This is a genomic window from Saccharomonospora cyanea NA-134, assembly GCF_000244975.1.
Classification (GTDB): domain Bacteria; phylum Actinomycetota; class Actinomycetes; order Mycobacteriales; family Pseudonocardiaceae; genus Saccharomonospora; species Saccharomonospora cyanea.
Genome location: NZ_CM001440.1, coordinates 4,677,490 through 4,700,950 on the forward strand (window position 1 = coordinate 4,677,490; position 23,461 = coordinate 4,700,950).

19 protein-coding genes and 1 pseudogene are annotated in these 23,461 nt (G+C 69.9%); 9 read left to right on the forward strand and 11 right to left on the reverse strand.

What is annotated here, in order from left to right; translation table 11 throughout:
- The first annotated feature begins 10 nt into the window (after nt 1-10).
- The 4 genes from SACCYDRAFT_RS21830 (at nt 11) to sepH (ending at nt 5,396) form a co-directional block, all read left to right on the forward strand.
- Nucleotides 11-1,804, forward strand: a complete 1,794-nt coding sequence (locus tag SACCYDRAFT_RS21830; protein ID WP_005459496.1) for an L-lactate permease — start codon at nt 11-13, stop codon at nt 1,802-1,804.
- A 5-nt stretch (nt 1,805-1,809) separates the two neighbouring features.
- Nucleotides 1,810-3,186 (forward strand): serine hydrolase domain-containing protein, encoded by a 1,377-nt coding sequence (locus tag SACCYDRAFT_RS21835; RefSeq protein WP_005459497.1) that lies wholly within the window; start codon nt 1,810-1,812, stop codon nt 3,184-3,186.
- A 45-nt stretch (nt 3,187-3,231) separates the two neighbouring features.
- Entirely contained in the window at nt 3,232-4,365 is a 1,134-nt protein-coding gene (gene serC / locus SACCYDRAFT_RS21840; protein WP_005459498.1) for a phosphoserine transaminase, read from the forward strand.
- 176 nt (nt 4,366-4,541) lie between these two features.
- Complete coding sequence (gene sepH, locus SACCYDRAFT_RS21845; protein WP_005459499.1) at nt 4,542-5,396, forward strand: septation protein SepH; 855 nt, start codon at nt 4,542-4,544, stop codon at nt 5,394-5,396.
- A 93-nt stretch (nt 5,397-5,489) separates the two neighbouring features.
- Here the strand turns inward: sepH and SACCYDRAFT_RS21850 are convergent, their stop codons facing one another.
- Nucleotides 5,490-6,644, reverse strand: a complete 1,155-nt coding sequence (locus tag SACCYDRAFT_RS21850; RefSeq protein ID WP_005459500.1) for an NAD-dependent epimerase/dehydratase family protein — start codon at nt 6,642-6,644, stop codon at nt 5,490-5,492.
- A gap of 148 nt (nt 6,645-6,792) precedes the next feature.
- Here SACCYDRAFT_RS21850 and SACCYDRAFT_RS21855 point away from each other — a divergent pair, with 148 nt between their 5' ends.
- A complete protein-coding gene (locus SACCYDRAFT_RS21855) occupies nt 6,793-7,314 on the forward strand; it encodes a GtrA family protein (RefSeq protein ID WP_005459501.1) in 522 nt (173 codons plus the stop codon).
- Here SACCYDRAFT_RS21855 and SACCYDRAFT_RS21860 read toward each other — a convergent pair.
- The 4 genes from SACCYDRAFT_RS21860 to SACCYDRAFT_RS21875 all read right to left on the reverse strand — a co-directional run bounded on the left by SACCYDRAFT_RS21860 (nt 7,238) and on the right by SACCYDRAFT_RS21875 (nt 12,173).
- Nucleotides 7,238-9,487: a glycosyltransferase gene (locus SACCYDRAFT_RS21860; RefSeq protein WP_005459502.1), complete on the reverse strand. Its 2,250-nt coding sequence runs from the start codon at nt 9,485-9,487 to the stop codon at nt 7,238-7,240. The genes SACCYDRAFT_RS21855 and SACCYDRAFT_RS21860 overlap by 77 nt on opposite strands.
- Nucleotides 9,488-10,432, reverse strand: a complete 945-nt coding sequence (locus SACCYDRAFT_RS21865; protein ID WP_005459503.1) for an NAD-dependent epimerase/dehydratase family protein — start codon at nt 10,430-10,432, stop codon at nt 9,488-9,490.
- 236 nt (nt 10,433-10,668) lie between these two features.
- Entirely contained in the window at nt 10,669-11,340 is a 672-nt protein-coding gene (locus SACCYDRAFT_RS21870) for a DUF2537 domain-containing protein (RefSeq protein ID WP_005459510.1), read from the reverse strand.
- Nucleotides 11,341-11,369: 29 nt separating this feature from the next.
- Entirely contained in the window at nt 11,370-12,173 is an 804-nt protein-coding gene (locus SACCYDRAFT_RS21875) for a TrmH family RNA methyltransferase (protein ID WP_005459511.1), read from the reverse strand.
- A 225-nt stretch (nt 12,174-12,398) separates the two neighbouring features.
- On the opposite strand from SACCYDRAFT_RS21875, the gene SACCYDRAFT_RS21880 reads away from it, so the two are divergent.
- Together SACCYDRAFT_RS21880 and SACCYDRAFT_RS21885 are read left to right on the forward strand one after the other, a co-directional pair.
- On the forward strand, nt 12,399-13,895 hold the full coding sequence (locus tag SACCYDRAFT_RS21880) for a glutamate-cysteine ligase family protein (RefSeq protein ID WP_005459513.1): 1,497 nt from the start codon (nt 12,399-12,401) through the stop codon (nt 13,893-13,895).
- 163 nt (nt 13,896-14,058) lie between these two features.
- Nucleotides 14,059-14,682, forward strand: a complete 624-nt coding sequence (locus SACCYDRAFT_RS21885; protein ID WP_005459514.1) for a superoxide dismutase — start codon at nt 14,059-14,061, stop codon at nt 14,680-14,682.
- 120 nt (nt 14,683-14,802) lie between these two features.
- Here SACCYDRAFT_RS21885 and SACCYDRAFT_RS21890 read toward each other — a convergent pair whose 3' ends face one another.
- From SACCYDRAFT_RS21890 to SACCYDRAFT_RS21900, 3 genes are all read right to left on the reverse strand, one after another.
- Nucleotides 14,803-16,146, reverse strand: a complete 1,344-nt coding sequence (locus SACCYDRAFT_RS21890; RefSeq protein WP_005459515.1) for an MFS transporter — start codon at nt 16,144-16,146, stop codon at nt 14,803-14,805.
- A 43-nt stretch (nt 16,147-16,189) separates the two neighbouring features.
- Nucleotides 16,190-16,624, reverse strand: a complete 435-nt coding sequence (locus SACCYDRAFT_RS21895) for a MarR family winged helix-turn-helix transcriptional regulator (protein ID WP_005459516.1) — start codon at nt 16,622-16,624, stop codon at nt 16,190-16,192.
- 107 nt (nt 16,625-16,731) lie between these two features.
- A complete protein-coding gene (locus tag SACCYDRAFT_RS21900; RefSeq protein ID WP_005459517.1) occupies nt 16,732-16,992 on the reverse strand; it encodes an isocitrate lyase/phosphoenolpyruvate mutase family protein in 261 nt (86 codons plus the stop codon).
- A 65-nt stretch (nt 16,993-17,057) separates the two neighbouring features.
- Between SACCYDRAFT_RS21900 and SACCYDRAFT_RS21905 the strand changes: the two are divergent.
- Nucleotides 17,058-17,774, forward strand: a pseudogene (locus tag SACCYDRAFT_RS21905) (ArsR/SmtB family transcription factor).
- 4 nt (nt 17,775-17,778) lie between these two features.
- On the opposite strand, the gene SACCYDRAFT_RS21910 reads toward SACCYDRAFT_RS21905, so the two are convergent.
- The gene (locus tag SACCYDRAFT_RS21910; RefSeq protein ID WP_005459518.1) at nt 17,779-19,245 is read right to left on the reverse strand and encodes an NCS2 family permease; all 1,467 of its coding nucleotides are present in this window, start codon (nt 19,243-19,245) and stop codon (nt 17,779-17,781) included.
- A gap of 102 nt (nt 19,246-19,347) precedes the next feature.
- On the opposite strand from SACCYDRAFT_RS21910, the gene SACCYDRAFT_RS21915 reads away from it, so the two are divergent.
- Nucleotides 19,348-19,563 carry a DUF2530 domain-containing protein gene (locus SACCYDRAFT_RS21915; protein ID WP_083844819.1) on the forward strand — a complete coding sequence of 72 codons (216 nt, stop codon included), beginning with the start codon at nt 19,348-19,350 and terminating at the stop codon, nt 19,561-19,563.
- Between the two features lie 36 nt (nt 19,564-19,599).
- Here the strand turns inward: SACCYDRAFT_RS21915 and SACCYDRAFT_RS21920 are convergent, their stop codons facing one another.
- Nucleotides 19,600-22,443, reverse strand: a complete 2,844-nt coding sequence (locus SACCYDRAFT_RS21920; RefSeq protein ID WP_005459524.1) for a sacsin N-terminal ATP-binding-like domain-containing protein — start codon at nt 22,441-22,443, stop codon at nt 19,600-19,602.
- Nucleotides 22,444-23,385, reverse strand: coding sequence for a DUF3027 domain-containing protein (locus tag SACCYDRAFT_RS21925; protein WP_005459527.1), 942 nt, complete (start codon nt 23,383-23,385; stop codon nt 22,444-22,446).
- Nucleotides 23,386-23,461 lie beyond the last annotated feature (76 nt).

Below are 23,461 nucleotides of genomic sequence, written 5' to 3' on the forward strand. Positions count from 1 at the left end.
GACGATGGGCATGGACAACCTGGCAGTGCTGAGTCTGATCGCGTTGAGTCCCATCGCGGTCATCGGCTTCCTCCTCGTCGGCCTACGCTGGCCCGCCAAGTACGCGATGCCGATCGGCTTCGCCGTCGTCGTGGCCATCGCCGCGTTCGTGTGGGGCGTCGAGCCGGTCACCATCGCGGCGTCGAGCATCGAGGGTCTCATCCTCGCGGCGGGGTTGCTCTACATCGTGTTCGGTGCGTTGCTGCTGCTCGGCACGCTGTCCGGCAGTGGCGCGCTCGCCACGATCCGCGCGACGTTCACCGACATCAGCGCCGACCGCCGCGTACAGGCAGTGATCATCGGCTGGCTGTTCGGCAGTTTCATCGAAGGCGCGTCGGGCTTCGGCACGCCGGCCGCCGTGGTCGCACCACTACTGCTGGCACTCGGCTTTCCCGCGATGGCGGCCGTGATGGTGGGGCTCGTCATCCAGAGCACTCCGGTGACGTTCGGGGCCGTGGGCACTCCCGTTCTCGTGGGCGTCACCGACGGGCTCTCCGGCAGCGCGGCCGTCGAGGAACGGGCGGCGGTGTTGGGGCTGCCCATGCCCGACTACATCGCGAGCATCGCACTCGACGCCGCCGTCGTTCACGCACTGATCGGTACGCTCGTGCCGCTCTTCCTGGTGTGCCTGCTGACCGGCTTCTTCGGTGCCGGCGACAAGCCGCGGTTGGCGAGGTTCGCCGACGGCCTCGGCGTGTGGAAGTTCGCGCTCTTCTCGGCACTGGCCATGACGGTGCCCTATGTGACGGTCGCGGCCGTGCTCGGTCCCGAGTTCCCCTCCCTGCTCGGTGGACTCGTCGGGCTGGGCATCGTGGTCACCGCCGCGCGCCGGGGACTCTTCCTGCCCCGGCAGCCGTGGGACTTCGCTCCCCGCGAGAGCTGGCAACCCGGCTGGATGGGCGCGGTGACCCCGGACGCCGACGTCGCGGGCCGCCGGATGCATCCCGTGCGGGCCTGGGCGCCCTACCTGCTCGTGGCCGCGTTGCTGGTGCTCACCCGCACCGTCACGCCGCTCACCGACTTCCTCACCGGACTGTCGCTGGACTTCGACTCCATTCTCGGCACCGGGATCGACGAGAGCCTGCAACCGTTCTACCTGCCCGGATTCATCTTCATCGTGGCCAGCGTGTCCGCCTACGCGCTGCACCGCATGAACCGCTCGCAGATCACCGCGTCGTGGAAGGTGGCGGGCGGGCAACTCGCGGGCACGGCCGTGGCCCTGCTGTTCGCGCTACCGCTCGTGCGCGTGTTCATCAACTCCGGCGAGAACTCCACCGGCTACCAGAGCATGCCGCTCACCCTCGCCGACGGTGCCGCCTCGGCCGTGGGAGACGCCTGGCCCGTGCTGGCGCCCTGGATCGGGGCGCTGGGCGCCTTCGTGGCGGGCAGCAACACAGTGAGCAACCTGATGTTCTCGCTGTTCCAGTTCTCCACGGCCGAGCAGATCGGGGTGGCACCCGAGAAGATCGTGGCCGGGCAGGCCGTCGGCGGAGCGGCGGGCAACATGATCACGGTGCACAACGTCGTGGCCGCCTCGGCCACCGTCGGCCTTCTCGGCAGGGAGGGCGAGACGATCCGCAAGACGATCATCCCGATGGTCTACTACTGCCTGTTCGCGGGGGCGCTGGCGTTCGTGTTCACGAACGGCCTCGGCCTCAACCTCGGCACGGTGCTGCTGGTCCTGCTGCTGGCCGCCGTCGGGCTGGTGATCCATCGACTACAGAGCGGGCAGACGGCGCGCGGGGGCGAGCACGCGGCACAATAGCCGCCATGCTGCTGCCCACCACGGAATTCGCTCTGCTCCGCCGGCTCGCCACCGAACAGGTGTCCGGCCGTGCGCCGTCGCTCGTGGCCGCCGTGGTCCGCGACGGCGAGCTCGTCTGGTCGGCCGCGCGCGGCGAGGTGGACTCGGCCGCTCCGGACAACCTCACGCTGTACCGGATCGGCTCGATCACCAAGTCGCTCGTCGCCGCCGTCGTCATGCGGCTGCGAGACGAGGGCAGGCTGCACCTGAACGACCCGCTGGAGGCGCACGTGCCCGGCACGAGTTTCGGCTCGGTGACCGTGGCACAACTGCTCTCCCACGCCAGCGGGCTCACGTCCGAGTCGCCGGGCGCCTGGTGGGAGCGCACGCCGGGCGGTAGCTGGACCGAGCTGAACGCGAGCCTCGGGCCCGCCGAGGTCAAGCACCGCGCCGGTCGCCGGTTCCACTACTCCAACGTGGGCTACGGGGTTCTCGGCGAACTGGTGGCCCGGCTTCGGGGCGGTTCGTGGCTCGAAGCGGTCCACGACGAGGTCCTCCGGCCACTGGAGATGTCCCACACCACCGACCGTCCGAGCGGCAGACACGCGAAGGGTTACGCCGTGCACCCGTTCGCGGACGTCGTCCTGCCCGAGCCCGAGCACGACGCCGGGGCCATGGCCCCGGCCGGGCAACTGTGGTCGTGCGTCGACGACCTCGCGCGCTGGACCGCCTTCGTGGGTGGCGACACCGGCGAGGTACTGCACCCCGACACGGTCGCCGAGATGCGCGAGGCCGCCGTGATCGACGACAGCGGCGCCTGGAACTCGGGCTACGGGCTCGGCCTCCAGCTCGTTCACGCGAACGGCAAACGCCTCGCGGGCCACACCGGGTCGATGCCGGGCTTCCTCGCGTGCACGATGATCGACCCGGCCACCCGCACCGGCGCCGTCGCGTTCGCCAACACCACCTCGGGTGTCGGCATCCTCTCCCTGACCGCCGACCTCATCGCGATGGCCGACGACCACGAACCGCCCCTGCCCGCCGAGTGGCGCCCCTCCGCGGTCGAGGAATCACTGCTGGAACTCACCGGCCTGTGGCACTGGGGTCCCTCGCCGTACCACCTCAGGGTGCTGCCGAACGGCTGGCTCGACCTCTCCCCCGCCACCGGCGCGGGCCGCGCGTCCCGCTTCCGGCCACTCGGAGACGACCGCTGGCTCGGCCTCGACGGCTACTACGCGGGCGAGACACTCGCCGTGACGAGGGACGCCGAGGGCTGCCCGCACCACCTCGACCTGGCCACGTTCGTCTTCACGCGCACGCCGTACGACGCGAGCGCCCCCGTTCCGGGCGGGGTCGACGAACGCGGGTGGCAACCGGCAGGAGCGGACGAGTCCGAGGGATGAGACAGGGCATTCAAGATCCGGACCGCGCGTGGAAGACTTGGGCGTATGACCGAAGCCGTTGACCTCACCCTGCCCGCGGACCTCAAGCCTTCCGACGGCCGGTTCGGGTGCGGGCCCTCCAAGGTGCGCCCCGAACAGCTGGCCAACCTCGCCAAGGAGGGGGCGAACGTCCTCGGCACCTCCCACCGGCAGAAGCCGGTCAAGTCCCTCGTCGGCCGCGTCCGCGCCGGGCTCACCGAGCTGTTCGGGCTTCCCGACGGCTACGAGGTCGTCCTCGGCAACGGCGGCACCACGGCGTTCTGGGACGCGGCGGCGTTCGGTCTCGTACGAGAGCGGGCGCAGCACTTCACCTACGGCGAGTTCTCGACGAAGTTCGCCAAGGTGACCGACAAGGCTCCGTTCCTCGGCGAGTCGATCATCGTCAAGGGTGAGCCCGGAAGCGCCCCGGAGATCGCCTACCAGCAGGGCGCCGACCTGGTGGCGTGGGCACACAACGAGACCTCCACCGGTGTCGCCGTCCCCGTGCGCAGGCCTGAGGGCAGCGACGGTGCGCTCGTCGCCATCGACGCCACCTCCGGCGCGGGCGGGCTGCCCGTCAACGCCGCCGACTTCGACGTGTACTACTTCGCTCCGCAGAAGTCGTTCGCCTCCGACGGCGGACTGTGGATCGCGCTGATGTCGCCCGCCGCGATCGAGCGCGTCGGTGAGATCGGCGCGACCGACCGCTGGGTGCCGGACTTCCTCTCGCTGCCCACCGCGCTGGACAACTCGCGCAAGGACCAGACGTACAACACGCCTGCCGTGGCCACGCTGTTCCTGCTGGCCGACCAGATCGAGTGGATGCTCGGTGCGGGCGGTCTGGAATGGACCACCGCGCGCACGCGCGAATCGTCGAACCGGCTGTACGAATGGGCGGAGAAGACCTCCTACACCACGCCGTTCGTGAGTGACCCCGGCCTACGCTCACAGGTGGTCGGCACCATCGACTTCGACGACTCCGTCGACGCCTCGCTGGTGGCGAGGACGCTGCGTGCCAACGGCATCGTGGACGTCGAGCCGTACCGCAAGCTCGGACGCAACCAGCTGCGCGTCGGCATGTTCCCCGCCATCGAGCCCGACGACGTCACCGCGCTCACCCGGTGCGTGGAATGGGTCGTGGAGAACCTGCCGAAGTCGTAATCGACACGTTTACCCGAACGGAAAGTGGGTAACGAGGCGCGTCGAAAACCGATATTCGGGCCGTATCGAGCACGATCGAAAACGGATGTACTCGGGACCCGGCGCGCCTCACCCGTCAAGGCGACGCGCCGTTCTACCGTGGGCACCCACACAGGTGATGTCTTTCGGAGGCGGGGATGCGAACGCTACGAGTGGTCGGGTTGCACGAGGACGGCAAGTCCATCGTGTGCGAAGACCCTGAGCGCCGCGAACGGTTCCTCCTGCCTGCGGACGAACGGCTGCGTGCGGCAGCGCGTGGGGACACCGCCCGGCTCGGTCAGCTCGAGATCGAGCAGGAGAACACCCTGCGCCCGCGCGAGATCCAGGCCCGTATCCGGGCCGGGGAGTCCGTCGAGGAGGTCGCGTCGGCAGCGGGCATGTCGCGGGCCCGGGTCGAGCGGTTCGCCTACCCGGTGCTGGCCGAGCGCGCCCGCACGGCGGAACTCGCGCAGAACGCACATCCGGCCCGGGAGGACGGCCCCGACGTGCGCACACTCGGCGAGATCGTCGCACACTCGTTCGCCCTGCGCGGGCAGGACTACACGCAGGCCGAGTGGGACGCGTGGCGCTCGGACGAGGGTAAGTGGATCGTCGGTCTCACGTGGACGGCCGGCCGGTCGGACAACCGCGCGCGCTGGGCCTTCTCCCCAGGCGCCCACGGCGGCACCGTCACGGCCCTGGACGAGCTGGCCGAGGCTCTGCTCGACCCCGACTCGTACCGCCTGCCCAGGGCGGTCGGCCAGCGCGGCACGGACTCCACCGTCGCAGGCCTGCCCGCTCGCGAGGGGGCCACGGTGATCGAGGCTCCGATCCCCGTGCCGGTCGAGTCCGATCCGGACGAGGACACCTCGGCGCCGTTGCCCGCCAAGCAGGCGAGCAACGGGTTCGTGCCCGAGCAACCCACGTCGGCGCACGGCAACCCCAAGAAGAACCATCCCACCGTCCCCGCGTGGGAGGACGTCCTTCTGGGAGTGCGCAGCCAACGAGGCTGACACCGTGTCCGCACTTCCCGTACGCAACCTGCGGACACGACGGAAGAGCGGGCCCTCACCTTCGGTAGGTGCGGGCCCGCTCTCCGGTAGGGCTCAGGAGTTCTTGGCGCTCGCCCACTTCACCTTCGGCAGAAGGTTCTCCAGGTTCACGCGGTGCTTGTTCTGCTCCACGATCGGGAACAGCGACTCGATCAGCGTGTCGGAGAGCAGGTGAGGCTTGAGGCCGAGCTCGATGAGACCGGTGTGCTTCACGTTGTAGTAGTGCTCCTCGAGTTCCCAGCGCGGGTTCTCGAGGTAGTCGATCTCGACGGAGCCCGGGTAGGTCTCGGCCACGAGTTCCGCGAGCTGCTTGACCGAGAAGCTCTCGGTCATCTGGTTGAACACCCGGAACTCACCGCGGTCGGCGGGGTTCTCGACGGCGAGCCGCAGGCACTCGACGGTGTCGCGGATGTCCAGCATGCCGCGGGTCTGGCCGCCCTTGCCGTACACGGTGAGCGGCTGGCCCAGCGCGGCCTGGATGACGAAGCGGTTCAGCACGGTGCCGAACACGGCGTCGTAGTCGAACCGCGTGGCCAGGCGCGGGTCACGCGAGGTCTGGTCCGTCTGCTGCCCGTACACGACACCCTGGTTGAGGTCGGTGGCCCGCATGCCCCAGATCCGGCACCCGAACTCGATGTTGTGCGAGTCGTGCACCTTCGTGAGGTGGTAGAACGAGCCCGGCTTCTTCGGGAACAGCACCCGGTCCTTGCGGCCGTTGTGCTCGAGTTCGAGCCAGCCTTCCTCGATGTCGATGTTGGGCGTGCCGTACTCGCCCATGGTGCCGAGTTTCACCAGGTGAATCTCCGGGTTGATCTCGGCGATGGCGTACATGACGTTGAGGTTGCCGATCACGTTGTTGTGCTGCGTGTAGACGGCGTGCTCACGGTCGATCATCGAGTACGGTGCGGCGCGCTGCTCGGCGAAGTGGATGATCGTGTCGGGTTCGTACTCCCGCACCACGCGGTACACGAAGTCCGCGTCGAGCAGGTCGCCCACGAACGCCGGGATCTCCTTGCCGGAGACCTCCTTCCACGCCGCGACGCGAACCTCCAGGTCCTCGATCGGGACCAGGCTCTGGGAGCCGAGCTCCTCGTCGTACTTCCTGCGAGCGTAGTTGTCGACGACGGCGACGTCGTGCCCGCAATCCGAAAGGTGGAGGGCTGTCGGCCACCCCAGGTATCCGTCACCACCGAGAACGAGGATTCGCACGACTCGACTGCCTCCAGATCGTTACTTACGGTGCACCCGATCTCAATCTCCGTCAGGTGCACTTCTTCCACCTATCAGCTTTACCGTGTACCACTAGGGCACACAGATCAACCCGCACGGAGGATACGGGCGTTCCGGAGCCACCTGAATGGTGGGTATGCACAATGGAGGGGTGAGCACCGCTACGACGGCCGCCGAAGAACCTCCCACGGCGGAGGCAGGCCGCCCTCGCCTGCTGGTCCGGTTGTTCCGGGCCGCGACGAGTTCCGCACTCGCCACCGGCATCAGTCAGGTCACCCTCATCGGTCTGCTCTGGTGGGGGGCCGCACCCGCACTGGCCAGCGCCGTGGCGTTCGTCGCGGGTGCGATTCCCAACTTCTTCCTCGCCCGGCGCTGGGCGTGGGGCCGTAAGGGCACGCCGCCGGTGAAGGGCGAACTCGTGCCGTACCTCGTGGTGATCGGCCTGGCGGGGCTCGCCTCGGTGGGCCTGACCACGCTCGCCGGGTGGTTCACCGAACCTCTCGAGTTGTCCGGTCTCCTTCGCATCGTGGTGCTCGACGCGGTGTTCCTCGGCAGTTACGCGATCGTCTTCTTCATGAAGTTCGCACTGCTCGACCGGCTCGTTTTCCGCCACGCAACACGTATTCGCGTAGCCAAGTCCCCGTCATGACGCGCGCGTAGTTGGCACCGTAGGAGACGCTGCGGCCCTTCTTGCTGGCGCCGTTGTTGCGCAGCCGCATGGTCATCGGCACCTCCAGCACCCGCGCACCCCGTGCCATGACGCCGAGCAGCAGCTCCGACGACTGGTACTGCGGTTCGCGCAGGGTCACCGACGTGGCGAGTTCGGCCTTCATCGCGCGGAAGCCGAACGAGGTGTCGGTGATCTTGCGCAGGGTCAGCAGCGACGCGAGCCACGAGAACACGCGCACGCCGAGCCAGCGGATGGCGCTGTCGTGCTGGTAACTGCCGAGCCTGCGCGAACCGGTGACGAAGTCGGCCGTGTCGTCCAGAAGCGGCTTCACGAGCATCGGCATCTCGTTGTTGTCGTACTGCCCGTCGGCGTCGGTGGTGACGATGTAGCGGGCTCCGCACTCGGTGGCGAGGTGGTAGCCGAGCCGCAGAGCCGCGCCCTGCCCCCGGTTCCGCTTGGCCACGCACACATACGCACCGGCCTCGTGCGCCACCTCGGCGGTGTCGTCGGTGGCACCGTCGACCACGACCAGCGTGGACACCGGAAGATCACCGCAGTGCGTGGGCATCTCCCTCAGAACCGCTCCGATGCCCTTGGCCTCGTTGTAGGCGGCGATCACCACGACCAGCGGTGTCAGCGGGCTGTTGCCGTAGCGCTGCCGGAAGTCGGCCACCGCCTCGGCGTCGACGTCGTCGGGGTAGTCGTCCATCTTGGGCCTCCGTCCTGTCGCCGCGCCGACCGATTCCGCCCGCGCCCCCAGGATCGCGGCGAGTCCCAGCGCCCCTCCGAGGGGAAGGAGCACCAGCGCGGGGAGTTGGTACCGCCAGGAGAACTCGAACGACGCGGCTCCCAGCAGGATGATCAAACCACTGCCCGTGGCGAGGAACGCGGCCGACCTCAGCCCCGAGCGACGGGCGCGGCCGACACCGGCCGCACCGAACAGTCCGAGCAGCGCGAACACGGCGAGCAGCGGCCCCCACGTGTAGCCGCCGCCGAGCTGGTAACCGCGCAGGAACGACGCGAGGTCGGTGTTCGCCCTCGGCAGCACCCCGTCGTAGGCGTACGTCGTCGCGTTGTAGGCCTCGAGCGTGGAGTCGCCGATGTTGTAGTACGGGTACGTGAGCTGGAAGTGCCAGCGCTCCACCGGCACGTCGTTGTGGTGCGTGCGCTTGATCGGGTCGAAGTTCTTCGCGAAGTCCCTCAGGATCGACCCGACGAAGTCGACCGGCTGGTTCAGCACCACTTCCTTGGCGAACTGGTTGGCCAGCTCCTCCTTGGTCCGCTCGTCGGGCAGTCCCCCCGGCGGCCAGTTCGGGTTCCCGTACACGAAGTGCGTGTAGTAGTCGATCCCCTGCCGCTCGGCCACCGGTTCGTCGGGGCAGAACAGTTGCAGCCCGGCGTCGTCGGGGGGCAGTTCGGAACAGTCCGCGATGCTGGCCGTGCGCCCGTAGAGCACGTTGCCGGTGGCCCCGGTCAGTCCCCAGTAACCTGCCTGTGAGTAGAAGTAGGCCGAGTACGGCAACAGCACCGCCACGACGCCGAGCGCACCGGCCGCGCCCCGGACGCCGATTCGCCTCCACCCCGCCTTGCTGCGCCAGGCCCCACCGGCCAGCACGAGGTAGACCGCCATCGGCACCACGAGCGTGAACCCGATGGTCCGCGTGACGACAGCGAACCCGATGAGGACCCCCGCGAGACCGGCCCGCCACCAGGTCGGCTCACCACGGCCGAGCAGCGCCCACAACGCGCCGACCACGAGTGCCTGGAACCAGACCTCCGACATGACGAGCGCTTCGATCTGGAGCTGGTAGGCGTCCAGCAGCACCGGCGCCGCCACGAGCGCGCCGATCCACCGCCGCGACGTGTACCGCAGCGTCAGCGCGTACAGCGACACGGCGAGCAACACGCCCACCACGTGCTGTACCGCCTGGACGAACGCCAGCCCACCGAAGGCGAACAGCACCTTCAGCACCACCGTGTAACCCAACGGGTTCAGGTCGGTGGGCCGCAGCGCGTCGAGGTTGTCCAGGTACCGGAAGCTGTCGATGTAGAGCAGCGCGGGCTCGTACGCCAGCCACACCAGCACACGGAGTGTGACACCACCGGCGAGCAGGACGAACAGCAACCAGTGGCGGCGGAGGAAGCCGATCACTCAGAACACTTTCTGCCTGTCGTGGTCGAGGAAGTACTGCCAGGTGGCGGCCAGGCCGTCCCGCAGGCTGTACGCCGGGCGGTATCCGATGGTCTCCGCACTGCGGGAGACGTCCACGACCACCGCGGGCATCTCACCACCCGGCGCGGGCACGTGCTCCACGGGGATCGGACACCCGGTGACCTCCCTGACCGTGTCGATCAGTTCCAGCACCGACACCGACCGGCCCGCTCCGATGATCGCCCTGCCGGCGTGCTCCCTGTCCCAGGCGAGTTCGATGCCGCGCACGACGTCGTCGAGGAACACCAGGTCGCGTCGCTGTTCGCCGGTTCCGTAGACCTTCACCCCGCCGTCCGACAGGGCGGCTCGCATGAGCCGCGGCACGAAACTGTCCTTGTGGCTCATACCGGGGCCGTAGACGTTCGTGAACCGCAGCGCGCACGTGGCCATACCGTAGGTGCCCGCGTAACCGGACAGCAGCATCTCGCAGGCCGCCTTGGTGGCCCCGTAAGGGGTGAGCGGCTGCAACGGCATGTCCTCGGTGATGGTTCTCGTGCCGACGTCGCCGACCACCGCGTTGGTCGAGGCCAGGACGAACCGCCGCACACCGTGCATCCGCGCCAGTTCCAGCAGCTCGTGGGTGATGCCGACGTTCTCCGCGTACGTCTTCGCGGGCATCTCCTTCGAGCGCAGCACCGAGGTGACGGCCGCGAGGTGGATGATGCCGTCGATGCCGGGCACCACGGCGCGCTCCCGAACCTCCGGGTCGGCCAGGTCGCCCTGCACCGCGACGACTCCCTCGTCGTGCGGCGTCACGAGTTCCCGGTCCACGATCGTCACCCGTGCGCCGCGACGCCGGAAGGCGGCGACGACCGCGCGTCCGATGAAGCCGCAACCGCCCGTGACCACGACATGGGGCGAGTCTGTATTCGTGGCGGAAGACATGGGGTCAAACTACCCGGTGCTCCGATCGGTCCAACCCGTACCCGCGACCTGGTCACGCCGACGAACGGTTGTCGCAGTTCGAGCACCCGACATCGTGTCCGCAGCTGGTGTACGCATGTCCGCAGGCTGCGCACGCGTGTCCGCAGTCCGTGAACGCCTGTCCGCAACAAGGGCGCGAACCCGGATGCCGAGCTGCGGACACGCGTGCGGGAAGTGCGGGCACGGCGTCGGGCGGCTCAGGTGAAGGCGATCAGCAGGACCCCGATCCAGGACAGCGCCGTGCCGACGACGGCGCCGAGCACGATCCACCGCACCACGGGCACGCGTCGCCCCAGCCACAGCGACGGCGCGAGCCCTCCCGTCACCACGGCCGCGGCGACGACGGCGACCCACCCGGTCGTCTCCGACGCGAGCGTGGAGGCCAGGGCGAGCATCGCCACGACGACGCACACGGCGACGAACCCCGCGACGGTCAGCCCGGTGGCCCACAGCGTCGGGTCCACCACCGTGCCGCCCCGCTCGCGTTCCGGGGCGGCAGGCACCGGGTGCGCGCCGGAACGCGGCGGGGAGACGAGTGTCGTCTCGTCGGTCATGGGATCGCGGTAACGCACAGGCTCGTCGAGCGCCGCCGCCACCCGGCTCACGAGCTGCCTGCCCCGCCTGGACACGACCTCCCGGCCCGCGCCGCCACCGGTGCGCCGGACGGCCGCGCACACGCGGGCCCACTCGTCGAGGGCCTCGGCGAGATCGGCACCGACCACGTCGTCGAGACCGGCGACCTCACCACCCCCTCCGCCTTCGGCGACCACGGTCGCCTCACTCGTCCCGTCCGCCTCACCCTGTCCACTCCGTACGATGCCGACGATGACGGCGTGGCCGTCACGTACCAGCAGTTCGGCCTCATTCACACCTGCTCACCCGCGTCTCTTCTCGCACCTCACCTCGTCAGCTCGTAGAAAGCAACAGCGGCCGCCGTGGCGACGTTGAGCGAGTCCACGCCGGACGCCATCGGGATGCGCACGGCGCTGTCGGCGGCGTCGAGAGCCTCCTGTGACAGGCCGTGTCCCTCCGAGCCGAGCAGCAGCGCGATCCGATCGAACCCGGACCGGCGCACATCACGCAAAGCTATCGCGTCGGAACGTGGAGTGAGCGCGGCGACGTGGAAACCACGCCGCCGCAGTTCTTCGACCGCGTCCGGCCATGCCGGCACGGAGGTGAACGGCACACGCAGCACGTGCCCCATCGAGACGCGGACGCTCCGCCGGTACAGCGGGTCGGCGCAGCCCGCGCCGAGCAGCACGCCGTCGACGCCGAGCGCGGCGGCGTTGCGGAACATCGCACCCAGGTTCTCGTGGTCGTTCACGCCCTCCAGCACGGCGAGCACCCTCGCGCCGTCGACCACGTCGGCGAGCGACGGTGTGGGCGCGCGGTCGGCGACGGCCAGCACGCCCCGGTTGAGGTGGAACCCGACGACGTCGGACATGGTCCGCGCCGAGGTGGCATAGGCGGGCACGTCGAAGTCCGCGAGGTCGGCACGGAGTTCGTCGAGTTTGCGAGGCACTCCGAGCACGGCACGCAGTGGGTAGGCCGAACTCAGCAACCGCCGCACCACCACGACGCCCTCCGCGATCACCAGGCCACGTCCTCCCGGCCGATCGGGTCTGCGGTCGGCGGTCGTGAGGTCGCGGAAGTCGTCCAGTCGGGGGTCCGCCGCGTCGGCTATCTCGGTCAGCTTGGCCACGCCGGGAGTGTCGCACTCCTCCTTCCCCCCAGGAGTCGGTGCTCCGAATGCTGGGTAGCCCGGTCGTACGAACGGGCCTTTGCGTGCGCTGAGTCATGTCGAGGTGACGGAGTGCACCGGTTTGGCCGCTAGTGGCGGCTTCTCGGGTGTGCCAACGTTGCCGCCTGGCAAAGGAACGCCAAGGCGTTCGGGTGAGCCGAGGCCGAGCAGGAGAAGGAACATCCCATGGGTAAGGACGTGTCACCGGACGCCTTCACCCCGAGGGACCGGGGGCGCTACCGCCGCAAGGTGCAACGCTGCCTGGACACCCTGGCGCGAATGCTCTCCGACGGCAGCTTCACGTTCCCGCGCAAACACATCGGACTCGAGGTCGAGCTGAACCTCGTGGACGAGGACATGCGGCCGTCGATGTCCAACACGGCGGTGCTGAACGCGCTGGACGACGACTCCTTCACCACGGAGCTCTCGCAACACAACATCGAGCTCAACGTGCCTCCGTGCCCGCTGGACGGCACCTCCGCGCTGCGGCTGGAGTCGGTGCTGGACAGCTACCTCGACAGGGCGCACCGGAAGGCGGGGGAGGCGGGCGCGCTCGTCGCGATGATCGGGGTGCTGCCGACGCTGAAGTCGGAGCACTTCGACCAGAAGTGGCTGACCAACAGCGCGCGCTACTCGCTGCTCAACGACGAGATCCTCGCCTCTCGGGGGGAGCAGCCCCTGCTGTCGCTGGAAGGCGTGGGGCTGCCCGACCGGGCGCCGGAGCGGCTTCGCTCGTTCGCGCAGTCGATCCTGCCGGAGGCGGCGTGCACGTCGGTGCAGCTGCACCTGCAGGTGGCGCCGGAGGAGTTCGCCGCACACTGGAACGCCGCCCAGTGCCTCGCGGGTGTTCAGGTGGCCCTCGGCGCGAACTCGCCCTTCCTGCTCGGCAAGGCGCTGTGGCACGAGACGCGCATCCCGCTGTTCCTGCAGGCCACCGACACCCGGCCCGAGGAGCTGAAGAACCAGGGCGTGCGGCCGAGGGTCTGGTTCGGCGAGCGCTGGATCACGTCGATCTTCGACCTGTTCGAGGAGAACGTCCGGTACTTCCCCGGCCTGCTGCCCGAGACCGACGACGAGGACCCGATGGAGGCCCTGGAGTCGGGCGAGGTCCCGAAGCTCACCGAACTGCGGCTCCACAACGGCACGGTGTGGCGGTGGAACCGCCCGGTGTACGACGTGGTGGACGGCAAACCACACCTGCGTGTGGAGAACCGCGTGCTGCCCGCGGGCCCGACCGTGCTGGACGTGATGGCCAACGCCGCCTTCTTCTACGGCGCGCAGCGGGCGCTCGCCGAGCAGGAACGGCCAGTGTGGACACAGATGTCGTTCCAGGCCGCCGAGGAGAACCTCTACGCGGGCGCCCGCAACGGTTTCGACGCGCACCTCTACTGGCCGGGAATCGGCTGGATCCCGCCGGACGAGCTCGCGCTGCGGGTGCTGTTGCCCCTGGCCAGGGAGGGGCTACGGAACTCGGACGTGTCCGACGCCGTCGCCGACCGCTACCTCGGCGTGATCGAGCAGCGGTGCCTGCGCCAGCGCACCGGCAGCGTCTGGCAGCGCGACACCGTGGTGCGGGCGGAGGAACGTGGCATGGACCGCGAGGCCGCGCTCGCCACCATGCTCTCCCGCTACCTGGAGCTGTCCCGCTCCGGTGAGCCCGTGCACTCGTGGCCGGTGGACTGACGGCGCGGTTCGCGCGTGTGTTCGTGCTAACACCTGCTTGACCTCCACCTAGCTCCACTTTGCAAGGTCAACTTCGTCACGCCCCGGTTAGCCTGCCCACCCAGTGGCTACTAGGTTGGGCAGCGACGTAAAGGCTTGGTTCGCGAGATACAAAGGAGGGCTCATGCCCACGTACGAGCTTCCCGACCTCGACTACGACTACGGTGCCCTCGAGCCGCACATCTCCGGCGAGATCAACGAGCTGCACCACAGCAAGCACCACCAGACCTACGTCAACGGCGCCAACCAGACACTGGAGAAGCTGGCCGCCGCACGGGAAGCGAACGACTTCTCCTCGATCGTCGGTCTTGAGACGACCCTGGCCTTCAACCTCGCCGGCCACGCGAACCACGTCGTGTGGTGGAAGATCCTGTCGCCGAACGGCGGCGACAAGCCGACCGGCGAGCTGGCCGCCGCCATCGACGAGGCGTTCGGCTCGTTCGACAAGTTCAAGGCGCAGTTCACCGCGGTCTGCACCACGATCCAGGGCAACGGCTGGGGCGCGCTGTCGTGGGACCCGATCGGCAAGACGCTGATCACTCAGCAGCTGCGCGACCACCACAACAACCTCATCCTGCCGACCACCCCGATCCTGCTGGTGGACGTGTGGGAGCACGCGTTCTACCTGCAGTACAAGAACGTGAAGCCCGACTACGTCAACGCCCTGTGGAACGTGTTCGACTGGGCCGAGATCGGTAGGCGCTTCGAGGACGCCAAGGCCGGGCGCAACGGCCTGCTGCTGGGCTGACCGGCACCGGCCACCTCGGCCACATCACCGACACGAACGAGGCCCCGCACGAGTTGTGCGGGGCCTCGTCTCGTTTCCCGAACTGACTGCCACTCCCACCACGAAGCGACACAACTGAGGTTAGCCTAACCTCATGCGATGGACAAGGGTTTGCGCCGAGTCGTTCCCCTGGCGTGCCCGGTAGGCGAAGTACCCACACACCAACGCCGCCACGAGGGCGACACCCCCGCCGACGTAGAAGGGCGAACGCCCGCCGAACACCTCGGCCAGCCAACCCGTCATGGGGCCCCCGAGCGGGTTGCCACCCATCAGCACCAGGACGTACAACCCCATCACGCGCCCCCGCATCTGCGGGCTCACCGTCGTCTGCACCAGCGCGTTCGCCGTGTTGAGGAACGTGATCGTGGCGAAGCCCAACGGCACGAGAGCCAGCCCGAACGTCAGGTAGGTCGGCATGAACGCCCCGACGAACTCGATCGCGCCGAGCGCGGCGGCCGAGGTCAGGAGCACCTTCAGACTCGGCCTTCCCCTGCTGCCCCGCCGAGCGGCGGCGAGCGCCCCGGTGAAGGTGCCCACGGCCAGCAGGGTGGACAGCATGCCGTAGCCGTCGGCCTCGGTACCGAAGACGTTGGCCGAGACGATCGCCAGTGACGTGAAGAACGTGATGCCGAACGTGCTCACGAAGAACACGAGCACCATCACGGTCATCAGGTCGGGCCTGCCCCGCACGTACCGCAGCCCCTCCCGGAGCTGCCCCTTCGCGCGAGCGACGGCGGGCGCCCGGAACAACTCCGCCGGGTTCATCAGCGCGAGTCCCGCGATGACGGCGACGGTGCTCACGGCGTTGGCGACGAACAGCCAACCCGTGCCCACCAACACGATCACGAAGCCGGCGATGGCGGGCCCCACGATGCGGGCCAGGTTGAAGATCGACGAGTTCAGCGCGACCGCGTTGGCCGCCTGGTCTCGGCCCACCATCTCGGACACGAACGCCTGCCGCGTCGGCACCTCCAGCGCCGACAGCGTTCCGAGCACGAAGGCCAGGGCGTAGACCTGCCAGAGCTGCGCCGCGCCACCCAGCACGAGAGCCCCGAGCGCGAGCGCCTGCAGTGCGACGCCGGTCTGGATGGCCATGAGCAGCCTGCGCTTGTCGACCCGGTCGGCGAGCACCCCCGCCCAGAGCGACAGCAGCAACGTCGGCACGAACTGCAACGCCACGGCGACGCCGAGCGCCACGGGGTTGTAGCCGCTGAGTTCGAACACCAGCCAGTCCTGGGCGATGCGCTGCATCCAGGTGCCGACGTTGGAGATGATCTGGCCGCCGAAGAAGAGGCGGTAGTTGCGGACCTTCAGGGACGCGAACGTGCCCCGCTTCCGGTCGGTGGCGGGGCGCGGTGGTGCGGGCGAATCGGGGATAGCGGGCTTCTTCCGGGATGTGATCGCTTCGCTACCCGTGATACTCACGCGGTGAGGTCGCCTCCTGTCAGGAGCATGGCCGTCGCGGCGGTCAGCCGTGTTCTGCCATGCGCTCGATGATTTCCGCTGCTTCGGAGAGCACGTGGCGCTCCTCGTCGCTCAGCTCGGCCAGCCGCGTGTCCAGCCAGGCCTCCCTGCGGGAGATCAACGCGAGCACGTAGTCGTGGCCCGCCTGGGTCAGGGTGACGATCGCCTGCCTGCCGTCGGTGGGGTGCGGGCTGCGCTCGACGTAGGACATCTCCTCGAGAGCGGAGATGACCCGGGTCATCGAGGGCGGCTGCACGCCTTCCCTGGCGGCCAGCTGGCCTGGCGTGATCGGCCCGCATTTGTGCAGGGTCGACAAAGCCGAGATCTGGGTGAGCGACAGGTCGGTACTGGCTCGCTGTGCCCGCAACCTGCGGTTCAGCCGAACGACCGCAAGTCTCAGGCGACTCGCCAGTGATCGTTCGTCAGCAGTTTCCGACATATCTTTAGCATACCTCACGATTGGCCTTCCCTACCCTTCCCACGGTGAGACGGCCGTCATGATCGCAGGCCGGAGGCAGCGCGCCCCCGCGTGCACCGGGCGGTCCGCTACCGCGTGCCGCGGGAGGCGTCCGCGAGTTCGAGGGCGAGGTCCACCGCCGCACGCCGAGCGGCGCGACAGAGCTGGGAACCCGTGCTGATGCGTTTCACTCCGAGGGCGGCCAGTTCCGCCACCGGGTGCCCGCCCAGATACCAGAGCACGTTCAGCGGGACACCGATCCCGTCGACGGTCCCGCACGCGACGGCGACCGCGTAGCGCCGGTCGCTCAGCAGCCAGGCCACCGCCCCCGGCTCGTTCACGATGTGCATGCCGGGGACGCTAGGCGCGGAACGGTTCGGTGCCCACCGAAACGTCGCGGCGGCAGGATCGGGGAATGGGATCCCACACCGACCTGGCAGCGATGGCGTCGCTGCTGGCCGACCGTACGCGCGCCCGGTTCTGCACGACGCTGCTCGACGGTCGGGCGTGGACGGTCGGGGAACCCGCCGACGACGCCGGGGTCTCCCCGGCCACGGCGAGCGAGCACCTGACACGGTTGGTGGAGGGCGGTCTGCTCGTCGAACGCAGGTAGGGGCGGCACCGCTACGTACAACTCGCCGGGCCCCACGTGGCCGACCTGATCGAGAGCCTCGTCGCTCACGCCGAGCTCGCGGCGACTCCCCGTCGCCCACCGCGAGGTCTCCGCGCCGTCACCGCGTCCGCCGCTCTCGCGCGGGGCCGCACGTGCTACGACCACCTCGCGGGCACACTCGGCGTCACCCTGACCGACGCCATGGCCGCGCGCGGACCGGTCGAGGTGTCCCTCGGCTGCTCGCTCACCGAGGAGGGCACCACCTGGTTCGCCGATGTACTGGGTGTCCCGTCCTCCGACCTGCACCGCACCGGCAGGCCGGTCGCCTAGCCCTGCCTGGACTGGACCGAACGCCGCACACATCTCGCGGGCGCCGCGGGGGCGCACCTCTGCCGGTCGCTGATCGCCCGCCGTTGGGTGAGGCGCATCGGCACGGGACGTGCCGTGCGCCTCACCCCGGACGGCCGCGAAGCTCTGCGCGAGCTGCTCGACGTCGATCTCGGCGCCGCCGCGACGTGACCGATCAGCCGAGCGCCTGCCGGATCGGCTCGATGGCGAAGTACACGACGAACGCCGCGGACGTGACCCACATGAGCGGGTGCACCTGGCGAGCCTTGCCCGTGACGGTCTGGATGAGCACGTAGCTGATGAAGCCCGCGCCGATGCCGTTGGAGATGGAGTAGGTGAACGGCATGATCACGATGGTCAGGAACGCGGGCAGCGCCACCGCGAAGTCCTTGAAGTCGATCTCGGTGATCTGCCTCACCATCATCGCGCCGACCACGACCAGAGCGGCTGCCGCCGCCTCGATCGGCACCGCCTGGTACAGCGGCGTGAAGAACATGGCGGCGATGAACAGCAGGCCGGTGACGACGTTCGCGAGGCCGGTGCGCGCACCCTCCCCGATACCCGAGGCCGACTCGACGAACACCGTGTTGGAGCTGGCCGACGCCGCCCCACCGGCGATGGCGCTCGCGGAGTCGATGAACAGCCCCTTGCCCACGTTGGGCAGCTGTCCCTTCTTGTCCACCAGACGCGCCTCGTGACCGAGCCCGGTCATCGTGCCGATCGTGTCGAAGAAGTCGGTCAGCACGAGCGTGAACACCAGCAGCGCCGCGGTGATCGCCGGCACCTGCACCCACGCGTCGAAGTTGAACGCGCCCACCAGTGACAGGTCCGGCAGGTCGAAGATCTCGTCGGGCAGAGCCGGGTAGCCGAGGTTCCAGCCCTTCGGATTGACGCCCTGGGACGGGCCCACGCTCACGACGGCCTCGATGACGATGGACAGCACCGTGCCCGCGAGGACGCCGATCAGGATCGCGCCCTTGACGCCCCTGGCGACGAGCACGCCCATGAGGATGAGCGTCACCACGAAGACGAAGGTGGGCCACGACGCGATCGAGCCGTCGATGCCGAGCTGCACCGGCACCGTGGTACCCGCCGCGTCGGGCATACGGCGCACGAACCCCGCGTCCACGAGACCGACGAGGGCGATGAACAGGCCGATGCCCACCGCGATGCTCGCCTTGAGGTGTTGCGGTACGGCGTTGAACACCATGGTGCGCACCCCGGTGACCACCAGGAGCATGACCACGATGCCGTTGACGACCACGAGTCCCATGGCCGCGGGCCACGTCATCTGCGGGGCGATGGACACCGCCACCAGGGTGTTGATGCCGAGCCCCGCCGCGATCGCGAAGGGATAGTTCGCGACGACCCCCATGAGGATGGTCATCACGCCCGCGACGAGCGCCGTCACCGCGGTGACCTGGTCGACCGGCAGGATCGCCCCGGTCATGTCCTTGGCGGCGCCGGGGTCGTCGGGCGAGTAGCTGCCGAGGATGAGCGGATTCAGGACGATGATGTAACCCATCGTCACGAACGTGACCAGACCACCGCGGACCTCGCGGCCGACGGTGGATCCTCGCTCGCTGATCCGGAAGAACCGGTCGAGCCCCGACCGCCGTTCCTGCGCGGTCACATCTGACATCGTCACCTGCCTTGCATCGTCAACGGCAGCGGTAGCCTGTCCCACGTGGACGAACCGAACAACCCACCGGAGACCGCAGGACAGCTTCGTCCTACGCCTGAACTGCCGACATCAGTGGTCAGCCTCTGGATTCCCGTGACCGTCGGCACCGTCCTCTGGCTGGTCGCCTTCGTGGTGCTTCTGGTCGCCGGTGTCCACGGCGTGTGGCTGTGGACGACCCTGGCGGGCGGCGGGCTCGGCCTGGTGGGCATGGGAATCATGGTGTGGCAGCGCGCCGCGTCCCGCAGAGGGTCGCGTTTTGCCCAACGAAACCTTTAGCACAGTCACCGCTCGTACTTTCACATGGACCACACGTCACCCGAGCACCGCGCGGGGGTCGGGATCGTCGAGGAGCCGCTCCACCGAAATCCGCTCGGACCACCGGTCCGCGGCCCACGCGAAGGCGCGCGCCAGCCCCTCCGGTGAGTCCGCGGCATGCAGGGAACCCAGGTCGTCGAGCCACCACGGCACCGGGGTCCCCGCGACGGTCAACTCCTCGTGAATCAGCACGCCACCGGCGGGAACGCCGATTCCCGTCAGGTCGGCCACCTCCACGATCGCGGGCAGCTCCGACCACGCCGCGAAGCTCGGCTCGGCGTCCTTCCCGTCGACGGTGGCGGTGGTCTCCTCGCTCGCGAGAGGCAGGTCGAGAACGTCGGCGAGCGCCGGCGCGTCGGCGAAGTCGGCGGCCGCGACGAGCCGCTCCGCGGGCCACACGGCGACAAGCCACGGTGCGTCGAGCACCACGGCGTCGGCAGGATCACACACCGTGCCCGCGAGCGTGCGCACCCGCTCCGGCGGTTCCACGTCCTCCGGCGAGACCTCCGCCAGGATGCTGTGGGCGCGCAGCGCGAGTCCGACGGGCACCGTCCGCGCCGGTTCGCCGAGCCGCGCGCACAGCAGCTCGGCGTCCTCGGCGGCGTGGTCGGCGTCCAGGGCGAGTTCGGTGCGGACTCCCGTCGACGCGAGCAGGTCCTCGGTCAGCCCCACGTCGGGCACGGGGTCGAACAGACCGGAAAGCTCGGTGGCCGACGGCAGCCGCCACTGCCTCGGAGCTCGGCCGTCCAGCAGCGCGTTCACCGACAGCCAGTCGCGCAGGCGCCGATCCGGCGCCGTCAACGCACGCCAGGTGTCCGGCTGTGACGCGAGCAGCCGCACGGCGGCGGGCCACGCGTCGTCGGCCACGAGATCCAAATCGGGCACGGGTGGGGCGTCGGGGTCGACATCGCCGACATCACCGACATCGCTCTGGCCGTCGAGCACGGTGAACGTGTCGCGCACACCACAGGCAAGGAGCGTCTCGCGGTCCCAGCGGCGCGCCACGTCGGCGGCGAGCACGTCCAGCGGCGCGTCGTCGCCGACGGCGTCGGGGTGCAGCACTTCGAGGAGCCTGGCGTCCGGCAACAGCAGCTCGTCGGCCCGCCGCCTGCCCGTCTCCGTCGGCAGCGCGAGCGCTCCGAGGCCGGGCGCTTCACCGGTCACCGACACCCACCCGAGCACCGCGTCGACCAGCGGCTCCACGTCGAGCCCGGCCAGCGCGTCCTCGACGCTGCGGGCGACCGCCTCGGTCACGGCTGGGGCGCGCAGCAACTCCGCGGGTCCCGCGTTCGCCGCGCCGAGCCGCCGCAACAGTGGGTGGGCGGCCTGGGGGTGGGCGATGTGCAGGCCCGGGATGTCGAGCTCGGTGAGATCACCCACCGTGTCGTCGGCCAGCAGCACCCCGCGGGCCCCGGGCAGGGTGCGCCCGTCGGCCAGCGGCACCGGCACAGCGCCGAGCTCGTCGAGTTCCACCTCGGCACGATCGACGGCAGCGAGCAGCTCGGCGTACAGCTCCCGCCACCACTCCGGCGGCCGGACCAGACCACCCACCACGTCCACGAGTTCCGCCACCCCGAGGCCGCGCGCCTGCGCGACCGCCGCCGTTCGTGCCGCCTCGCGCCCGCACAGCGGCGCGGCGACGAGTCCGGGAACCACGTCGGCCACCAGCTCCACCAGGCGCGGCGCGGCGACGTCGAGCACCCGGGCCCGGCGACCCGGCAGCAGGCCGGAGGTCGCCGACGGCAACCATTCGTCGTCGGCCAGGCGTTCGGTCACGAGGTCGCGTAGCAGTCCGTCGACGTCCGAGGCGGGAAAGCGGGGAGGCGGCACGAGCGCGAGGCGGTGCTCGGTGGGCAGCGACCGCACCAGCCCCGGGTACGCCTCGGCCGCCGCCAGCAGCGCTCGCCGCACGTCCGGCGAGTCGGCCGACGCGAGCACCCTCCGCCGCGACGGTTCCATCGGCACCGCCGTGCTGAGCAACCGGGCAGGCAGGGACAGCCGCTCGTCGGTGGGAGTCGGGGCGTGCAGCACGTCCTCGTCCAGTGGCCGCGGCCGACCGCCGTCGGTGACCGGGACCGCCCACACGCATCCCCGCCCCCGGTGGGTCAACCAGCGCGTGTGGCGGCCGTCGGGGACTGAGAGCACCACCTCGGCGCCGTCGGCACGTCGCGCCCAACGCCGTCCCTCGACCTCGACCTCGACCAGCCACGGCAGCACCAGAAGCACGTCCGCGACCTCGGCCTCGATGGCCTCGATGGCCTCGATGCGCTCCACCGCGTCGCGCGCCCCGTCGCGCAGGGGCAGGCGCACCTCGGTGTCGAAGCCGTCCGGCAGCGGGGGCTCGTCGTCGGGCAACGGCCAGGGCAGCCGCAGGACCGGCACCTCGTCGGCGTCCCACACCTCGCGCGTGCGGGCCTCGGAGAACGCCACACCCTCGGTGCGCGAGACGATCCGCGGTTCGCTCGTGACCGCGAGGACGGCGGCGAACCCGACGCCGAACCTGCCCACGGTGCCTGCGGACCCCGTGGGCTCCTTGCCCGAGGCGCGCAGCGAGGCGAGCGCGGCGATGCCACGCCGGTCGAGCGGGGCACCCGTGTTCGCCACCCGCAGTTCGCCGTCGACCACCCGCACGCGCATCCTGCCGGGCTCGCCCGCGGCGGCGGCGGCGTCCGCCGCGTTCTGCGCCAGCTCCACGAACACGCGGTCGCGGTAGGCACCGACCCGCAGGTCGCGCTCGGCGTTGGTGTCCTCGGTGAACCGGGTCGGCGACTCCCGCCACGACCGCAGTACCGCGTGCCTGAGCTCGTCGATGGACAGCAGGCCTTCCGATGGCCTTTCCACTCAGGCGCTCGGGTCCGGTGTGCTCGGCACGGCCGGCGTGGCCGGCGCGACCTCGGACGACTGCTCCGCAGCCACATCGTCGGCGGCAGTGCCCGTCTCACCGCCCGTCTCGTCGCTGGCCTCCGCTTCGCCCGCGTCGCCCGTCTCGGCGCCGGGGTCACCTGCCGGAACCGCCGACGGTTCCGCCACGGGTTCCACGTCCAACAGCGAGTCGTCGTACACGAGCTCGGCCACGGGCACCGACGGGCTGGTCTCGACCTCCACCTCGGAATGCGCGCCGCACCCGAACTCGGCGTGCACCACGTGCCCGTCGGCGGGCGAGATCTCGTTGCCGCACACACCGAACGCCGACCGCAGCGACCCGGCGAGCTGAAGGTAGAAGCCACACGTCCCGCACGTGGCAGGTGCGCTGCGCGCCATGTCGGAGCGGGGGCCGAACTCGCTGCGGTGCCAGCGCGTGGCGGCTTCCTCCCGGCCGTGCCGCGACATCACCCTGACGCGACCGAGACCGATCTCGCGCGTGGCCTCCTCGGCCTCGGGGTCGTCGAGCGTCGCGTACGTGGGCGACAGCCGCGGATCGTCCGGCTGCGTGGGGAAGATGTCACCGATGCCGAGGTCGCCGGGGCGCACCCGCCGGGCCCACGGAACCCACCTCGGCGCCACGATCGCGTCCGGTCCCGGGGTGAGCACGACCTCGCTGACCGTGACGGGCGCCTCGTCGTCGGCGGTGGCCACCGTCACCGACCAGCGCCAGCCCCGGTACCCGGGCAGCGTCGAGTCGAACAGGTGGGTGACCGCGAAGGCGTCCTCGCCCACGGAACCGGCGTATTCGCCCACGTTACCCGCGCCCGCGTCCCGCACCGCTGCCTCGCGCGCCGGCTCGACCGCATCGAGCAGCTTCCTGCGGATCGTGCCGTCGTCGTGCGTGAGCAGCCGCGTCATGGTTCCAATTGTGCAGCACCGAGGCACTACACCGAAGCGGTGGGTTCGTGCCAGGGTGGTGCCTGTGCGTCGAGTG